Genomic DNA, 18125 nt, shown 5'->3' on the forward strand with positions numbered 1-18125 from the left:
ATCCGAATAGGCAGAGGGTTCCTTCATTTCAGAGGGAATTCTCTGTCTATTTGTCTTTTTATTCGCGTACATCGTGAATAGATTGTTTCATGACTCCAAAAGTTGAATAAATATGACTTGTCATCTGACCATGGATGTGTAAATATGAAAATAACTTACAGTCGTTCTACACGCCATAAGAAGCATCGTACCCTTCTCCAGTCAAAGGAGCGCTTTGGATGAGGAAAATTAAGAACGCTTTCATGACGTTGCCAATACATCACAAAACCATCCTTCTCATCGGGCTTTTGATGTTGGTCAGCTTCACCTTTTATGTCTCCGTCCTGCGATATGTCTTCAGCATCTATGACCGTCAGATTTACGAGAAGTCATCACAGGTTCTTAATATGTCCTCTGTAGGCATCGAGAATCAGCTTCGGGAGATCACGAATCTATCCTTCAAAGTCATGTCGGACGAACCGCTACAGCAATATCTGCTGCAGTTGGAGAAGGCAGAGACGGGATACGAAAAGAACAGTGTACGCAAGAAGATCACCAATCGACTTGTCGCTTATGCAGGCTCGGAGAAATACGTGTATTCCATGATATTTATTGATAATGATAAAAATATTATGGCTGCGGGAAACCGAGAGGGTGTATCCGAAGCAATGCAAAATGAGCTGGTTGCGCTCGGTGAGCAGCATTCTGGTGCAAATGCATGGTATACCGGCGGGGATCGCCAAGCGAGATTGCTATCGGTAAGACAGGTGAAATCCTTCATTGGCGGTGCGTTTACACTGGATAAGCTGGGGACGTTAGTGATTCGTGTTCGATTGGATCGCATTGTCCAGGATCAGATGCAGCATCCGGCAGAGGATTCTCAGCTACTCATTACGGATGGTAGAGAAGTCATCTATCCAACTGAACCCTCAGTCAGTGAATCTGAAATTGAGTCAGAATTGAAGCGAATTCAGCCATATGGCATTGCTATGTTTGAACAAGGAAGGAATTTTGTCGCCCGAGCTCATTCCTCCTACACAGATTGGGTGTACCTGTATATGACTCCCTTTGATCAGATGTTTAAGCAGGTTCAGTTTGTCAAACAGCTGGTAACGGTTATTTTCATTGTCATATTTCTGGCGGCACTTATATTCGGATTCCGTTTCTCGCGTAGCATCACTCAGCCTATTGCCCATTTGATCAAGAAAATGCGCAATATTGAAAAGGGTGATCTCGACAAGCTGGAGGAAGCTGCACTTGGTGATATCCCGTCTTCCCCGCAAAATGAGGTTGGGCTATTACATCGAACCTTCAAAATGATGCTACAGCGCATCCGTGAATTGATTGATGAGAATTATGCCAAGCAGCTGGTGATTCGTGAGACAGAGTTGAAAGCGCTTCAGGCGCAGATCAACCCTCACTTCTTATATAACACTCTGGAATCGATCAATTGGCTCGCCAAAGTTCAGAAACAACGTCAAATCTCTGAAATGGTAGAGGCACTTGGGTTTTTGTTACGAAGCTCAGTGAATATGTCTGAAAAGTGGATTACGCTCGAAAGAGAATTGGATATCGTGCGCAGCTATGTGACGATTCAGCGTACACGCTTTGAGGAAAGACTTGATTTTGACATGGAGATTGCTCCTGAAGTGGGAACAGCACGGATTCCTAAACTGACATTACAGCCTTTGGTGGAGAACGCCATTCATTATGCGCTGGAACCAAGCATAGATCCTTGCCGAATTCGCATCCGAGCGAGGGCAGACGGGGATAAGGTGATTATTGAAGTGGAGGATGATGGTCCGGGAATGACAGCGGAATTCCTACAACAATTGCAGGAGGGACAGATTCAGACAAGAGGGCAGGGCATTGGGTTATCAAACATTCAAGAACGGATCAGACTGACCTTCGGTGATGAAGGCACAATGGTCATGAGCAGCAGCCCTGGATCAGGAACTGTAGTATCGATCAGCATACCTTGGATTAGAGAGGACGATGACGATGTACAAAGTGATGCTCGTAGATGATGAGCGTGTCATTCTAGAGGGGATTTCCCAGGTGGTCGATTGGGCCGCAGCAGGCACAGAGCTGGTGGATACGGCAAGGAACGGAATTGAAGCATTGGACAAAATTGGGCAATCCCGTCCTGACATTATCATTACGGATATTTCCATGCCTGGTCTAGATGGTCTTGGACTTATTGAGAAGGCATCCGAGGCCTATCCTGATCTACGGTTTATTATGTTGTCTGGTTATAAGGAGTTCGAGTATGCCCGCAGAGCCATGCAATATGGGGTGAAGCATTATCTGCTGAAGCCTTGTAATGAGAATCAGATCCATGATGCCTTATCCGAGTTGCTACAGGAACAGCAGGATGCCCAGGTGAAGGAGCATGTAGCCGGAGAGATGAAGCAGAGACTGCAACGGGTTCTTCCACATGTGAAAGAACAGTTTCTGCTTGAATTCATGACGAATCGAACCTATGGACCAGGTGACTTGGAATACTATCAAGAGCTGTTCGATCTGGAGCTTGAGGATACTGAAGTTCGCCTATTGCTGTTCCGAATTGCAGATGAGCATGATTACAGTCATTTATTTGCGATCAAGAATATCGCGAATGATCTTCTCCCACATGTCATGTTAAGTACAACGATTGAAGGAAAGCTGTTGATTTTGCTGAAAGATTCCGCTGATGCAGTTACATTACAGGAAAGTATTGAAGAAGTTCGGGCCACATTTACTCGCTTGTATAAATTACAGGTGACTGCTGCACTAAGCGAAGCAGATCGAATGATCCAGGCTCGGCGTCTGTTCCGTGAAGCACTGCAATGTCTGAACCATCGCTTTTTCATCGGAGAAGGGAAGCTAATAACGAAGAGCGACCTTGTATTAGCGGGCGAACGCGAAGGTATACATGTGGAACAGGATGCGGATCAGTTGTGTCAATTAATTAAGTCGGGAAATGCCGAAGAAGCAGCTTCTGAAGTGGATCGTCTGTTTGATCTGTTATCAGAGCATCAGCTGGAGATTGAGGTTACTCGTTCCTATGTGGTGCAATTGTATTCGGCAATGATTCAAGTCTGTCCACCCGAAGAGGCAACGGAATTCACTCAGCGGATGGCAGAGCTATCTCATATCGATACGTTATCTGGTCTGAAATCCTTTGTATCCAGCAGTGCAGCTCGGTTGACCTCGGGTTACTACAAGAACCATATCAGTCGCCAGTCTTCGGCGGTGGAGAAAATGATGGATATCGTAGATCGTCACTACGGTGAAGCAGATCTCTCGCTAAACGGCGTAGCACATCAGATGTTATATATGAATCCGGATTACTTAGGGAAAATTTTCAAAAAGGTGACCGGTGAGAATTTTTCAAACTATGTGAATCGACTTCGGATCGAACGGGCATGTGATCATATTCGCAGAGGCGGGGATGTAAAAGTATTTGAGCTTGCCGAATTATTCGGCTTCGGAGGTAACTCGCAATATTTCAGTCAGGTGTTCAAAAAGTGGACGGGAATGACACCTACTGAATTCCGTAGATCCGGCACGTAACAATTGGACACCGATCCTGTGGTGAAGATATGGGGAGGACGAACAGTGCCATGAGGGGCAATGTCGTCCTCCTCTGTTTTTTAAACCAACAAGACGGATTTGTGTATTCAACTATGCGCGTACATTTGCGAAAATGAATTATCAAGTTTGTGAAAGCGTTATCAGGAAAGAAAAGGTAACCCGTTCACACAACCATATCAACATAAAAGGGGAGATTGGCATGGTGAAAAAGGCAATATTCCTGATGATGGCTGCATTGCTGGTTTTTACAGCAGCATGTAGTTCAGGCGGAGGATCAGAGGGCTCATCCTCAGATGGATCGGTTAACCTACGAATCGCTTGGTGGGGTTCAGACGCACGGCATGAATACACACAGAAGGTCATCGACCTGTACAAAGAGAAAAACCCGAATGTCAAAATTGACGTGGAATATGCTTCATTTGATGACTACTGGAAAAAGCTCGCTCCACAAGCAGCGGCAAGTCAGTTGCCTGACATTGTGCAGATGGACATCTCCTATATCAGTCAATATGCACAGAATGGTCAGCTAGAGGATCTGGCTCCATATCTAGGCAACCAGATCAAAGTAGATGATGTCTCCGAGAATGTTATCAGCACTGGCGTAATTAACGGCAAACAGTATGGTGTGCCTGCTGGTGTTAACGTTCTAGGTTTCCAATACGATCCAGCATTGCTTCAAAAAGCAGGTGTGGATGCCATTCCGGACAATATGACTTGGGAAACCTACGAAGAGCTGGGTAAACAAGCCGCGGATAAAGGTCTGTATTTGGATGGTGGGGTAGCGCCGGATATCTTCTTCCACTACTTCCTGCGTACCAAAGGACTGTCACTGTACAATGCGGAAGGAACGGGGCTTGGCTACGACGACGATAAATTATTCGTTGAGTTCTTCGGACTTATGCGTCGCATGATTGAGCAAGGTGCAGCACCTACGCCAGATATTGCTAACCAAACCAAAGGCATTATTGAAGAATCCGATCTTGTTAAAGAAAAAGGAATCGGTGTATGGCAATGGTCGAATCAGTTCGTAGCATTGCAACAAGTAGCTAACCGTCCACTTGCATTCGCACCAATGCCAGGTCCTGATATGGAAAAAGGTCTTTATATGCAGCCAAGTATGTATTGGGGTGTAACGTCCAACTCGAAAGTAAAAGAAGAAGCTGCTAAATTCATCGATTTCTGGGTGAACGATGTAGAAGCTAACAAATTGATCAAAGGTGAGCGCGGTGTGCCTATCTCTGGAGCAATCAAAGAAGCGATTGCACCTGAACTGAGCGATGCAACCAAACAGGTATTTGAATTCGTAGCATCGATGGAGCCGAAAGCTTCTCCAATGAGCCCACCACCACCAGTAGGTTCACCTGAAGTAATCTCATCTCTAGCAGATGTTGTTGAAGAACTGAACTTTGGCAAAATCACACCAGAGCAAGCGGCAGAGACATTCCGCAAAAATGCTGAATCTGTCCTAGCCAACAATAAATAACAGTTGAATGATTGCTTGCTCATCCCGCGAATGGGATGGACGGGAACAGGGCTACTCGCTTCTGCGAGGGCCTTTCCCCGTCCAATCATTTTGAGAAACCAGTCGTAGCGCAAGCAGATCTATGAGATGTTGTTCAAAAAGTCCGCTTTTGATTACGATGGATGCCTGACGGCATCTCAGCATCGAAGATGAGATTCAGCCGAAATGTCCGTTGCTCACGTAGCTCTATCTACGCTCCGCTACTCCATTTCTATCTTCATCCCATCTTCTCGGTACTGAAAACCGTCGTTTTTGAACACGCACTATGAAGGAGGTTCGTTCCATTGAGACAGTATTCGTCGTTACGTAGAAACCTGACCGGATATGCGTTTATCAGCCCGTTCATTATTGGCTTTCTGGGCTTTACGCTGATCCCCATGTTTGTTTCTCTATATATGTCATTCACGAGTTATAACTTGTTCACTTCTCCGCGCTGGATCGGGCTCGACAACTACTACAAGATGTTTTTTGAAGACCCGAAATACTGGAACTCGGTTAAGGTAACATTCCTATATGTATTCATTGGGGTACCGTTAAGGTTGATCTTCGCCCTCTTCGTAGCGATGATCCTGAATACTGGCTCTCGCATGGTTGGAACGTACCGTACCTTGTACTACTTACCATCGATCATCGGTGGTAGTGTCGCTGTATCCATTATGTGGCGCAACCTCTTCAGTAACGAAGGTGTCGTTAACAGTGCACTCGTAGCAATCGGAGTAGGGCCAATAAGCTGGTTTGGTGATCCGGATGCATCTCTCGTTATGCTAATCTCGCTGTCCGTGTGGCAGTTTGGTTCCTCCATGTTGATCTTCCTAGCAGGTCTCAAAAATATTTCTCCTGAGATGTATGAGGCAGCGGGTGTGGATGGAGCGAATCCGATTCGTAAATTTTTCAGCATTACCTTGCCACTCCTCAGTCCAATTGTTCTGTTCAACCTGATCATGCAAACCATTGGTGCATTCATGACGTTTGTACCTGCCTATATCATCTCCAAAGGAGAAGGCGGCCCAATGGACGGTACGATGCTCTACTCCCTGTACCTGTTCCGTCAGGCGTTTATGTTTAACAACATGGGTTACGCTTCGGCAATGGCCTGGATCATGTTGCTGATGATTGGTTTGCTTACTGTAGCGGTGTTCCTGACATCTAAATTCTGGGTATTCTATGAATCCGAAGGAGGGAAGTAACGATGGTTTGGAGAAATGTTAAATGGCCCATATATCACCTGTTCGTTGCAGCACTAGCCCTCCTGATGCTCTATCCAGTGCTCTGGATGCTATTCAGTTCCTTCAAGGAGAGCCGTACCATCTTCGTCACGGCAGACACGCTCTTCCCAACAGAATGGATATGGAGCAACTATGTTGATGGCTGGAAAGGTGCTGGCGGCAGACCGTTCATGGATTATATTACGAACTCGCTTGTCATTGTTATCATCTCAACTATTGGTGCAGTGATATCGTCATCATTGATTGCTTTTGGTTTTGCCAGACTGAACTTCAAAGGACGTGCCTTCTGGTTCTCCATTATGATGTTGACTCTTATGCTGCCACATGACGTTGTACTCGTTCCTCAATATATCATCTTTACGAAGCTTGGTTGGTTGAATACGATATTGCCGATCGTTGTTCCTACATTCTTCGGGATGCCGTTCTTCATCTTCCTGATGGTGCAGTTCATTCGAACGATTCCTAAGGAATTGGATGAGGCAGCTACGATTGATGGATGTAACAAATTTAGGCTGTACATTCAGATTATTATGCCACTCATCAAATCATCACTGGCTACTGCCGCAATCTTCTCCTTCTATTGGAGATGGGAGGATTTGCTGGGTCCAGTATTGTACCTGAATTCACCGGATAAATATACCGTTTCGATGGCTCTGAAAATGTTCCTGGATAGCGAATCTGCCTCCAACTGGGGAGCGATGTTCGCGATGTCCATCGTCAGTCTCGTACCTGTTGTAGCTGTGTTCTTTATCTTCCAGAAACAAATTGTACAAGGGATGAGCACTAGCGGTTTGAAAGGCTAATTGCACGCGTTGGAACAGAACGCTGAACAAGGAGGCTATTTCCATTGAATAATGCTCAGGATCGTCATTCCGTTGCCTCGGGGGCAACGGTAGAGAACAACGAGAGTACAGTTACAGCATGGAAGTTTAAGTTTGGACCTGGAGAAGAAATAGAAGGATACAAGGCGGTATCTTCAAGTACAATCTATGAGGCTCAACAGGGATTCGGATTTGAACGAGGCTCCATCGTGTATGAGAAACAACGGATTCATGACAATGAGTCATCACGAGAGGCTAATCGCACTCCAGGTAATGGGGAGCCGGTTAACCTGGCCTCCCAATTACGTTCAAGCTTCTGTATTCCAACGAAAGCTGCTTTTGTCATGGATGTGCCTGATGGCACGTATCAAGTAATGATGATTGCAGGAGATGAGCTGGCTGAGACACGTACTCGTGTCAAAGCTGGAGAAGGCAGACTCATGGTGCCAACCATCCATACGTTGCCAGGACAATGTGCAGAGATTCGATTCTCCGTCGTTGTTCGAGGGGGCAAGCTGCGCTTATCCTTCTCTGGCTCAGCACCACGAATTAATGCATTGGAAGTAACACTTGCGAATCAGACCATGACGGTTTTTCTCGCAGGCGATTCCACGGTTACGGATCAACCAGAGAGTGGCTACCCCTACTGTGGTTGGGGGCAGTTGTTGCCGGCTCAATTCAAACACGATGTGGCTGTAGATAATCATGCGCAGTCAGGGCGCAGTTCTCGCAGTTTCATTAATGAAGGACGCTTAGACGCCATTCAGAAGAAAATCAAGGCAGAGGATTTTCTCTTTATTCAATTCGGACATAACGATGAGAAGCCAGACCCTAGTCGGGGAACAAAGCCTTTCACAACATATAAAGAGCATTTGAAAAAGTATATTGATGTCGCCCGTGAGGCGGGGGCTCGTCCAGTGCTGGTTACTCCTGTTCATCGTCGCTATTTTGCAGACGACGGTACGCTGACAGATACGCACGGTGATTATATCGTAGCCGTACGTGAATTAGCGCAAGAGGAGGAAGTACCGCTGATTGATCTTGCTGAGCGAAGCCGTCTTTTATTCGAGCAGACAGGCATCGAGGGCACCAAAGAGGATTTTATGTGGGTACTGCCTGGTGAATTTATGAACTTCCCTGCTGGCGTGGAAGATAATACTCATTTTCAAGAACGCGGTGCTCATCGTCTTGCCGAGCAAGTGGCAGAAGCCATCCGTGAGTTAAGATTACAGCCATTACAGATGTTCTTGCGTTAGGCGAGAGTTCTAGCATGAAGCAAGGGTCAATCGGAAGCACGCAGTTGAAGACGAGGAGGTTGGCATAGTGGGAACGAATCAGACAAATGTTACGAGCGATACTAAAGGAAACAGCGCAGGGGGAGCAAAAGGCCATACATATTGGGTAATCCCCGATGGATACATTCCTCCAGATAGTAGCGGTGCATTGGAGAGCCATGAGAGTATCTGTGTATTAAACACTGGCACAGAAGATGCTGAACTTGAGATCACCATTTTCTTCGAAGATCGGGATCCATTGGAGCAGGTATCGGCAAGGGTACCTGGGCGGAGAACCAAACACATTCGAACAGCCTCATTGCAAGCAAATGGTGAGTCGATTCCACTCGGAGTGCCTTACGCTATAACAGTGTCCAGCAATGTGCCGATCATAGTGCAGTACAGTCGTTTGGATACGACGCAGCCTGAATTAGCATTGATGAGTGTAGTCGCTTTTCCGATAGCTTAGATGAATAATGGTGGAACACCAACAATGTTAGAACATCAAAAGGATAGCACACTTTAGCGCACCAAAAGACGATGCATCTACCCACTGCTTACTGTAGGGGATATGGATCGTCTTTTATTTTGAAGCATTATATTTATAGGTGCTTGCATTCATAATGTCGACACGAACGTCCACCTGACCCAACTTGAAATGGGCGAGAGGATCAGCTCGTTTGTTGGCGTGTGTAGCCCACAAGGAATGGTCATGTCGGTATAGATACTCGACCAGGCCATAGGTATCTATTTTCATCGTCTGTGTATGTTGAAAGGTATGTCGTATTTCGTTCTGAATTTGCTGCGCAGCTTCTTGTTCCAGCATGCGTTTGGATTGATGTGTGCTATGGTCTTCAATGATCGTGCCTTTAACGATGGTCTTCAGATCAAACTGAACCCCGTTTCCATTCTTCTTCGCTCGTATCACGGTTCGTGGATCACGGAGCATGAGGGATAGACTGGGTGTTTTTTGCTTGTCCGAATAGACGTACAGAGGATACTGATAGACTTTGTTGTAGTTAACATACCTTGCTCCTGCCGCATGATCTGCGTCGACTTTTCCTTGATTCTGACCACCTGTGATAACGTAAAATCCATTCATTTGCACGAGCGGTGGCTTCCGATCCTGGTTTGTCCATGTGTGATTCGTATTCGTAACAGAGGGAACCAGAACGGTAGACGCGGGTTCTCGGAATCCATCTAGAAGCTGATGCATTCGAATAGGCTCAAACGCTGAATATTGTTTATATAGCTTAACCGGCTCGAATAACTCGATCGTCTGTTCAGATTGGTTCAGCAGAGCGGATGAAGAGAGCAGATCCTTCATATCGTCCGTCGTAGCGTAAATCCAAGGCGTATAACGAAGTTGCCCGGAATGCATAAGTGTATCGAAGATATCCTCCAGATGCCCGTTTAGCGAATTTTGAGTTAATACGATGGCCTTCACATGGGTCCACAACGTCTGCTGTTGAGAACTGCGGTACAGATCGTTGACAGCCATATTCAGTGTTGCGCCCTCACCTTGACCAATCCAGACCTGGCTTCCTTCACGTGAGGTAGGTCCATCTTGCTTCGCAATGCTCGAAAAATCAATGAGTTGCGCATAGGCGACATAGTGATCCTTAACATAATCAATACCCAGCGCAGTGATGAAATTGATGCTCTGGACTTCCTTCGAATCCCAGCATCCAGCTAGAGGAATAGCCATAATCATGGCGATCAGCCAGAGCCCTATTTTTCGGGTAAGGCATGTCATGAACTGCACAGTGTACTTCATGATTTCCCCTTCTTTCGGGTGGAATCTTGAGTATGCAGAGCCTTAGGGCGTTGTTTGCGTTTCAGTGTAGGCAGCATCGATACAGATTGAGTAAAGTCACCAGGAATATAAGGAGATACAGGAGACAGGTACGATACGCCGTAACATTCTAGTGACACCAAGTGTACGATTATGGCGAAGAAACCAATCATGAATCCAAATAGCCCGAGCACAGAAGAGAGAACCAGCATGAAAATTCGGATCTGTGAAGTGGCCCCCCCTAGCACGGAATTCACAAGGATGTAGCTAGAAATGACAGAGATTGCCACAGTCACAATGATGGTGGGGGAGGTAATTCCCGCTCGAATGGCTGCATCTCCGATAATGAGTCCACCGACGACACTAACCGTCTGTCCCAGCGCTCTGGGAAGTCTACGTCCAGCTTCATTAAATAATTCAAACATAAAGATCATTAAGAAAGCTTCGAGTGTAACTGGCATAGGTAATCCCATTCGGGTACCCGCAATGGTTGCGAGAAGAGGTAGTGGAATCTGTTCCAGATTGAAGCTTGTAAGTCCAATATAGAAGGCAGGAAAAAAGCAGGCGATTAATAACCCCGCAATACGAAGAATCCGCTCAAAGGTTACGATAAAGAACGGGGTGCTCTCGTCTTCGGGTGACTTCAGTTGATTGAATAAGGTAGTAGGTGCAATTGTTGCTACTGGAGAACCTTCGATGAGAACAGCAAAGCGACCGTTAAGTATGGAATCAACGACATAATCAGGACGTTCAGTGCTATCTGTTAAAGGGAAAATGCTTTTGATTCCGCCCATAACGGCCCTTTCGACAAGCGAGGTTCCGAGAACGCCATCGAGTTCAATCTGATTAAGATTGTTGCGGGCTTCACTTAGAATATCAGGGTTAATAATATCGCCTATATACAACAGTCCCATAGAGGTTTGTGTCCGGTCACCTTTAACGAATTTCTCGTAACACATGGAGTCACTTTTTAGACGTTTTCGAATCAGGGCAATGTTGGTGCTAAGCTCTTCGGTAAACCCATCGCGGGGTCCTTTGACTGATGTTTCAATAGCGGATTCCTCGGGTGTACGCCCAGGAATAGAGGCAATATCCATGCTATAGGCCGGATGTCCTTGCCCGAAGAAAAGGACAAGTTGTCCGCTAAATACGAGACGATTAATGTTGGGCACATCCTGTATATCCGGAATGGAGCTCATGGAGAACCCTAGTTGTGAAGGTAACGGCATGCCTGCATCTAATTCAGCCTGTTCTAGTCGAGGAACAACATATTGATTAATCTGTTTGGTATCTGTTAAGCCCTCACAATATACCAAAATGACAGATAATCCAGCGGGCTGCTTAGAAGGGTAGGCTTGAACAACAACGTCTGCACAGGACTTAAACAACTGCTGTAACGAAGCATGAAGGGAATCTGGGGACTCGGAGTTAATCAGTGTGTGCTCCATGTTGTTTCCTCCTCTGAGCGCGCGAACTGAACCACGCAGTGAAAGTGGCGACTACAGCAAGGCTGCTCAGATACAGCACGTTAACTGGGAAAATAACATGTACGAGCAAAAATTCGAACGTGATATCATCCAATGGATGTAACATCGTCATAATAAAAACGACAGTGAGCGCGCTAAAGGCAGCTTTTCTTGTATAGGCGTTTTTAATATTCCATATCTCCACCACAATATACATACCGAGGGATATCCGTGTAAAAGAGCCTGCGAGCCACTGGTAGATCGAAAAGAAATCCGTTTGGGCAATATATTTGCCCAAGGAAGCAATGCGCCACTCCTCAAAAGCAGGGTAACGCATTTTGGCCGCCTCATATGGGTCGAATTCCACAATGGCTCCAATCAGTGGGCCAAGCGTTAATCCTACGATAATGCAGGCCAGTAATAGATATTGCCACAGTCGAATACGAGAACGCAGATGAGGCTGTATATACCAGATAAACAGTAACTCAAACATGCCAGCCAGGCAGTACAATGTGCCATTCATGACAGGTAACCATCCATGCTCAAGCACAGGTAGCAAGCGACTGTAGTCCTTGTACTGCATATTAACGATAGCTACATAGAAGCCAAGCAGAACCACGAGTGGAAGAAGTAATCCGGCTGTGAACGCCAGCGTGCGTATGCCTTTATACGCGGTGTAGCCACAGACAGCCATCAAGGCGATGGTCGTCGCGATTACCGGAGTATCCTGCAGATAGTTCGTTTTGGTCCAAGTGGTCGTATCGTGCAAAGTGAAATAGATCAAGGACAGGAAGAAGAGGCTGTTCCCTATACGAAACAGCAGACCAATCGGTTTACCGAGATGATTCGATAACCAGTTATTGAAGGTTTGATGCTCAAGATGCCGGGAGACGTAGGCAAGCATGAGGGTGAATAAGAGGAAGGGGCCTACAGACAGCAGAACGGATATCCACGCATCTCGTTTGGCAGCCGTGAGAAGAGCCGGGATGATCAATACGTGACTGACAAGTCCCACCGTTAACATCATAAGCATTAATGCTTGCAAGAATGAAGGCTGGGTTGGTTTCATGCTGAGAGAACCTCCTTCCTAATAGAGGCTGTTCAAAAAGTTTTTAGCTTCATCCCATCTTCTTGGGACTGAAAACCGTCCTTTTTGAACACGCATTTATAGGATTATCTCAGCAGTGTTTACTTGAATCCTGTGCTTCATACAGGAGAGCGTTACGTAGTTCGATGTATTTGTTTAATCCTACAATGAATTAATGCTAACTCAGGCTCTAGGTTTAGCCTCTAGACGACGCTTTCTACCACTCATGTTGGTGCCAAGCACACCCGCAATAATGAGCAATGCTCCGATAAAATGATAGCCACTCACTGGCTCATGTAGAATCCATGCCCCGCCTGCAATTGAAATTAACGTGGACAGATTGCTGAATACACTCATCTGCGAAGCCTCCAAATGAGTCAAGGCGTAACTAGCAAGCAGGGTAGAGAACATTGTTGATAATATAGCCAGATAGGCGATCGAGCCCAGATAAGAACCATCCCCAAGTGGTTTGATATAATCCGACAATGTCCCGACTGAAGTATGGCGAATGACAGATGTGACGTTGAAGACTATGGCTCCAACCATTAAGGTTACCCACGTCAATTCCATCGGTTTATATTTTTGCGTCAAGGGTCGTGCAAGAACACCATAACCTGCAAAGCAAATGGTGGAGAGCAGAAGTAGTGCAATACCCTTAAAATTGCCGAGCGACATCGCAGTGCCTTTCATCAAGAAGATGTAGACAACACCAGCCACTGACAACATCAGAAATAGCTTTTGCAACGTTGTTGTGCTTTCCTTCAGAAAGACCGAAGCTAGAATGAGCGTGAATATAGGAGCCATTGCCTGAATAATGCCAGCTTCTGATGAATTCGACGAGACTAGTCCGAATGTCTGAAATGCGAAGAATAATACAGGAGATAGAAGCCCAAGTGGGATAATCCGTAATAGATCTTGCCATGTGAGCTTAATCCGAATCCATCCAAAAACAACAGGTATACTGACTACTAACAGGGACAACGCGAATCGGTGTGCTAACACATCAATCGGGTGGGCAATATTGACTGTCATTTTGGCAAATAGAAAGGATAAGCCAATAATAGCCGCATAGACAACGGCTGCCATATAGGCCAAACCTTGAGTACGAGTAGGGGATTGCTTCATGTCGATTCCTCCGCTTATTTCATAAGATCATGTTGACCCTATCAATATACTGCCGAGAATAACGTGTTACAATAAACATAAATACAGACTGTACCGGTACAATTGTGGAGGTGCGAACGTGGTATGAAGAAGAAATATGAAGTGATCGCAGAGTCCGTACAACGTTGGATTCAGGAGCAAGCTCGTGAGCAGGACACTCGGCAATGGATGGACAAAGGGATCAGGCTTCCGGCAGTTCGTGCCTTAGCCGAACAGCATCAATGTAGCATCAGCACCGTGATTAAGGCGTATGAATGGCTGGAGGAACGACATCTGGTGTATGCGATTCCTCAGTCTGGCTATTATGCTGTACAGAATGGAACAGATGTAGATGAGGCTGAATGGAATGGGCCACTGGATTTTGCTTCAGCTGCACCTGATCCACGGGTATTCCCGTACTCAGATTTTCGCCATTGTGTGGATCAAGCGATGGAGAAGAAACAGGCTGATTTATTTCTATATGGGACGGAAAGAGGTCTGCCTTCGCTCATCCAGCTGGTGCAGAGACAGTTTGCTGATTATCAGGTTTTTGCTCGTATGGATCAGTTCTTTATTACATCTGGTGTACAGCAGGCGCTTGCAGTGCTCGCGCTAATGCCCTTCCCAAACGGGAAGCAACGGGTTCTGCTTGAATTACCGACATATCACAATATGCCTTCACTTTTAAGTGGATTAAACGTGCCGATTGCGGGGGTTAAGCGTTCGCTGAATGGATTAGACTGGGATGAATTAGAATGCCAATTTCGTGAGGGGGATATCAAATTCTTTTATGTAATGCCACGCTTTCACAATCCACTTGGAACTTCCCTGACAACATCAGAGAAGAAGCATTTAATTCGGCTAGCCATCAAGTACGATGTTTACATCGTTGAGGACGATTATTTGGCCGATCTGGAGGATAATTCGAAGCAGGATCCTTTATTCTCCTATGATACAGAGGGGCGGGTCATCTATCTGAAGAGTTATTCCAAAATCCTGTTTCCCGGCCTGCGCATAGGGATAGCAATCCTGCCTCCGAAGCTTACCACTGCTTTCAATATGTATAAAAAGATGCTCGATATTGACACCTCCGTCCTTTCTCAGGCTGCACTAGAGGTCTATATCAGTAGTGGCATGTTTGCCCATCATGGCAAAGTGATTCGTAGCCGTTATGCCGCACGCATGCTTAAGGTTCATGAACAGCTAGACGCCTATCCTGAATTTACACCTTTTAAGGAAGCGCCGCGGACAGGAGGAGAACATACGGTGTTACCACTCCCATCGAACATTCCACTTAAGGCATTGTTGGCGCGTTTGGAGCAGCATGGAGTTATGGCAGGGACTACGGAGCGGTATTACCCGGAGGAGTTGCATGGGGATAAAATGCTGCGATTGAACATTTCGAATGTGCCGAAACAGCGAATTGCAGAGGGAATGCGAATAATCGCAGAGCAGATTACGAGGTTAAATGTAGTCCAGCATTAAAATGGATCAGGTAGAAACGAATAAAAAAGAGGCGTCGTAAACGGTCACCATCACCGTTTATCGACGCCTCTAAGGCGTGTCTGGGAATTCCGAAGGATGCACTTCAGCGAGTTTTCAGACATGACTTAGCGTCTTATATTACTCCTGAGCCATCGCTTTGAAGGAAGCTTCGGCTGCTTCTAATGTTGCTTGTACATCCTCATCGGTATGTGCAGTAGTCAGGAACCATGCTTCATATTTGGATGGAGCTAAGTTAATGCCACGGTTCAACATATGCCGGAAGAAGGAGGCGAACTGTTCTCCATCTGTATCCTGTGCCTGATCATAGTTCGTGACCGGGTGATTACAGAAATGGGTGGAGAAGGCGCCGCGGATTCGGTTGATCGTTACATCGATGCCATGGCGATCAGCTGAGGCCTTCAGTCCTGTGGTCAGATCGATTGCCAGGCGTTCCATTTCTTCGTACACACCTTCACCTTGTAACACTTCAAGGCAGGCAATACCCGCAGAGATCGAAGCAGGGTTACCCGCCATTGTTCCTGCTTGATAGGCAGGCCCGAGCGGAGCAACTTGTTCCATGACATGTTTACGTCCGCCATAAGCACCAATCGGGAGACCGCCGCCAATAATTTTACCTAATGCGGTCAGATCTGGTTCAATCTCAGCGTGATTATCCAGACCAGCATATGTCTGAGTAGAACCATAGTGGAAACGGAATGCGGTAATAACCTCGTCATAGATGACGAGTGAACCATTGTCTCGTGTCATCGCGCAGAGCCCTTCTAGGAAGCCAGGTTCAGGCATGACCATACCAAAGTTACCTACAATGGGTTCAACCATTACCGCGGCAACGTCGTCACCCCAACGCTCCAGAGCGTCTTTGAGAGCATCCAGATCATTAAAAGGAACGGTAATAACCTCATGGGCGATGCTCGTTGGAATACCTGCGCTATCGGGAATACCAAGCGTAGATGGACCAGAGCCTGCTGCGACTAATACGAGATCGGAGTGCCCGTGATAACAGCCAGCGAATTTTACAATTTTGTTGCGCTTGGTATATGCACGTGCTACACGGATCGTTGTCATGACAGCTTCGGTACCTGAGTTGACGAAACGAACTTTATCCATGGAAGGAATCGCTTCTTTTAACATTTTGGCGAGATGAATTTCAAGCTCTGTTGGTGTGCCGTACAGGATGCCATTCGCAGCTGCTTTCGTAATCGCTTCTGTAATATGGGGATGGGCATGTCCTGTAATAATAGGGCCGTAAGCTGCAAGGTAATCAATATATTTGTTGTCATCAACATCCCAGAAATGAGCACCTTGTGCCTTTTTCATAAATACGGGTGCACCACCGCCAACGGCTTTGAACGAACGTGAAGGGCTATTAACGCCACCAACGATATGTTGGAGTGCTTCTTCATATAAAACTTCGGAACGTGAACGAGATGGGAATGAGTTCATAGGATAACTTCCTTTCAATATGGTTTGCATGATATTTATTCATAAAACAACACAGCGAGAGGGCAGCGTGATAGCTGCCCTCTGCGTGTTTCTACTTCGAAGTTGTTACTGTGCTGGCTGTTCGGAGGATTTGGGTTCGTCACCACTAGCCGTTTTATCTTCCGTTACCGTGCCGTTGTCTTCAGGCTCAGCAGGCGGATGAATGATATCCTGAATATGCTGCTTGAGCTTCTCTTCGTTCGTAACCGTTAATACTTGTGCACCACCGGCTGTGCGCTCTTCCTTGAGCATGTTCATTGGTGGAATCTGCTCACTGCCGTTCATGCTGCTCTGATATCCGAGTCCACCTAGCTTCCACATGTCGGAAAGGGTGAGGTTCGTATCTACATAAGGGCTAACCTCTTCCAGAATGGAAGGCAGCTTTGCGATGGTTGTCGTCGACTGCATCTTTGCTGCAACCGCCTTGAGGAACTCACGTTGACGCTCTGAACGTGCGAAGTCTGACATGGCATCATGACGGAAGCGTACATACATCAGAGCGGTATTTCCATCTAAATGCTGATAGCCTTTTTTAAGATCAATGTCGTATTCGTTATTGTCTGCTTTACTTGTATAATGCATGTCCTTCTCTACATCAAAATCCACACCGCCAACGGCATCCACTAATTTAATGAATCCTTGGAAATCCGTATACACATAATACTGAACAGGAATACCGAGTAAGTCACTTGCGGCTTTCATTGCTGTGTTAGGGCCATGTGTAATCGCGGTATTAATCCGATCCTTACCGTAGCCGTCTATATTCATATAAGTGTCTCGCAGAATGGAGAACAGATTAATTTTTTTGGTGAGTGGATCAAGTGATACCACCATCATGCTGTCTGAACGAGGAACTTCGCCTTTGGCTAATCCACGAGCATCGACACCCATAACCAAAATATTTACGGTGTCGGTTCCTTCCCACTTCGGTGGGTCAGGTGTGTTCACTTTTTCAACATTTTCGATACCGGCAAACGGAGATTCGTCGCCTTCCTTTTGCAAACCATTCAACTGATTGAGAATAGAACCGAAATAAAATGCCGCAGCTCCACCAACAATCAATACGAAGGCGGCAAGAGAGATCCATATGGTTCTCTTCGTCTTTCTGGTCATGCTAGCTCTCCTTTGTATTCAAAATGAATTAAAAAATCAGTCCGATGATCATCTAGCCGAGGTTTTCCGAGCACGACCTCTTTCACAGATGCGAGAGAGGACGCTCCTCATACTATTTTAAAGCTTGCTGAATTT

14 protein-coding genes are annotated in these 18125 nt (G+C 46.2%); 8 read left to right on the forward strand and 6 right to left on the reverse strand.

The window, feature by feature from the left end:
• Positions 1-218 precede the first annotated feature (218 nt).
• The 7 genes from V6W81_RS03415 (at position 219) to V6W81_RS03445 (ending at position 8867) form a co-directional block, all read left to right on the forward strand.
• Entirely contained in the window at positions 219-2006 is a 1788-nt protein-coding gene (locus tag V6W81_RS03415; RefSeq protein ID WP_056699760.1) for a sensor histidine kinase, read from the forward strand.
• Positions 1981-3534 (forward strand): response regulator transcription factor, encoded by a 1554-nt coding sequence (locus tag V6W81_RS03420; protein WP_338541548.1) that lies wholly within the window; start codon positions 1981-1983, stop codon positions 3532-3534. The genes V6W81_RS03415 and V6W81_RS03420 overlap by 26 nt, the downstream gene beginning before the upstream one ends.
• Before the next feature lie 220 nt (positions 3535-3754).
• Complete coding sequence (locus tag V6W81_RS03425) at positions 3755-5038, forward strand: ABC transporter substrate-binding protein (protein WP_338541549.1); 1284 nt, start codon at positions 3755-3757, stop codon at positions 5036-5038.
• A gap of 323 nt (positions 5039-5361) precedes the next feature.
• Positions 5362-6264, forward strand: a complete 903-nt coding sequence (locus tag V6W81_RS03430; RefSeq protein WP_145052359.1) for a carbohydrate ABC transporter permease — start codon at positions 5362-5364, stop codon at positions 6262-6264.
• A gap of 2 nt (positions 6265-6266) precedes the next feature.
• Positions 6267-7106 carry a carbohydrate ABC transporter permease gene (locus V6W81_RS03435; protein WP_128100237.1) on the forward strand — a complete coding sequence of 280 codons (840 nt, stop codon included), beginning with the start codon at positions 6267-6269 and terminating at the stop codon, positions 7104-7106.
• Positions 7107-7150: 44 nt separating this feature from the next.
• Positions 7151-8380 (forward strand): rhamnogalacturonan acetylesterase, encoded by a 1230-nt coding sequence (locus V6W81_RS03440; RefSeq protein WP_338541550.1) that lies wholly within the window; start codon positions 7151-7153, stop codon positions 8378-8380.
• 64 nt (positions 8381-8444) lie between these two features.
• Entirely contained in the window at positions 8445-8867 is a 423-nt protein-coding gene (locus V6W81_RS03445) for a sensory rhodopsin transducer (protein ID WP_430701327.1), read from the forward strand.
• A 114-nt stretch (positions 8868-8981) separates the two neighbouring features.
• On the opposite strand, the gene V6W81_RS03450 is transcribed toward V6W81_RS03445, so the two are convergent.
• The 4 genes from V6W81_RS03450 to V6W81_RS03465 form a co-directional block, all read right to left on the reverse strand.
• Positions 8982-10175 carry a Ger(x)C family spore germination protein gene (locus tag V6W81_RS03450; protein ID WP_338541552.1) on the reverse strand — a complete coding sequence of 398 codons (1194 nt, stop codon included), beginning with the start codon at positions 10173-10175 and terminating at the stop codon, positions 8982-8984.
• The gene (locus V6W81_RS03455) at positions 10172-11641 is read right to left on the reverse strand and encodes a spore germination protein (protein ID WP_338541553.1); all 1470 of its coding nucleotides are present in this window, start codon (positions 11639-11641) and stop codon (positions 10172-10174) included. The genes V6W81_RS03450 and V6W81_RS03455 overlap by 4 nt, the downstream gene beginning before the upstream one ends.
• Positions 11622-12728, reverse strand: a complete 1107-nt coding sequence (locus tag V6W81_RS03460) for a GerAB/ArcD/ProY family transporter (protein WP_338541554.1) — start codon at positions 12726-12728, stop codon at positions 11622-11624. Before V6W81_RS03460 ends, V6W81_RS03455 begins: the two co-directional genes overlap by 20 nt.
• A gap of 201 nt (positions 12729-12929) precedes the next feature.
• On the reverse strand, positions 12930-13871 hold the full coding sequence (locus V6W81_RS03465; protein ID WP_338541555.1) for a DMT family transporter: 942 nt from the start codon (positions 13869-13871) through the stop codon (positions 12930-12932).
• A 123-nt stretch (positions 13872-13994) separates the two neighbouring features.
• Between V6W81_RS03465 and V6W81_RS03470 the strand changes: the two genes are divergently transcribed.
• Entirely contained in the window at positions 13995-15374 is a 1380-nt protein-coding gene (locus V6W81_RS03470; RefSeq protein WP_338541556.1) for a PLP-dependent aminotransferase family protein, read from the forward strand.
• Positions 15375-15512: 138 nt separating this feature from the next.
• Here the strand turns inward: V6W81_RS03470 and V6W81_RS03475 are convergent, their stop codons facing one another.
• Entirely contained in the window at positions 15513-16838 is a 1326-nt protein-coding gene (locus V6W81_RS03475) for a glutamate-1-semialdehyde 2,1-aminomutase (RefSeq protein WP_338541557.1), read from the reverse strand.
• A gap of 105 nt (positions 16839-16943) precedes the next feature.
• Positions 16944-17990, reverse strand: coding sequence for an LCP family protein (locus tag V6W81_RS03480; RefSeq protein ID WP_145052386.1), 1047 nt, complete (start codon positions 17988-17990; stop codon positions 16944-16946).
• Between the last annotated feature and the right edge of the window lie 135 nt (positions 17991-18125).

The organism is Paenibacillus tundrae, assembly GCF_036884255.1.
Lineage (GTDB): Bacteria > Bacillota > Bacilli > Paenibacillales > Paenibacillaceae > Paenibacillus.

Coding starts and splice junctions, on each gene's coding strand:
- V6W81_RS03415 (WP_056699760.1), top strand. CDS start 219: ATGAGGAAAATTAAGAACGCTTTCATGACGTTGCCAATACATCACAAA.
- V6W81_RS03420 (WP_338541548.1), top strand. CDS start 1,981: ATGTACAAAGTGATGCTCGTAGATGATGAGCGTGTCATTCTAGAGGGG.
- V6W81_RS03425 (WP_338541549.1), top strand. CDS start 3,755: ATGGTGAAAAAGGCAATATTCCTGATGATGGCTGCATTGCTGGTTTTT.
- V6W81_RS03435 (WP_128100237.1), top strand. CDS start 6,267: ATGGTTTGGAGAAATGTTAAATGGCCCATATATCACCTGTTCGTTGCA.
- V6W81_RS03450 (WP_338541552.1), bottom strand. CDS start 10,175: ATGAAGTACACTGTGCAGTTCATGACATGCCTTACCCGAAAAATAGGG.
- V6W81_RS03455 (WP_338541553.1), bottom strand. CDS start 11,641: ATGGAGCACACACTGATTAACTCCGAGTCCCCAGATTCCCTTCATGCT.
- V6W81_RS03460 (WP_338541554.1), bottom strand. CDS start 12,728: ATGAAACCAACCCAGCCTTCATTCTTGCAAGCATTAATGCTTATGATG.
- V6W81_RS03465 (WP_338541555.1), bottom strand. CDS start 13,871: ATGAAGCAATCCCCTACTCGTACTCAAGGTTTGGCCTATATGGCAGCC.
- V6W81_RS03470 (WP_338541556.1), top strand. CDS start 13,995: ATGAAGAAGAAATATGAAGTGATCGCAGAGTCCGTACAACGTTGGATT.
- V6W81_RS03475 (WP_338541557.1), bottom strand. CDS start 16,838: ATGAACTCATTCCCATCTCGTTCACGTTCCGAAGTTTTATATGAAGAA.
- V6W81_RS03480 (WP_145052386.1), bottom strand. CDS start 17,990: ATGACCAGAAAGACGAAGAGAACCATATGGATCTCTCTTGCCGCCTTC.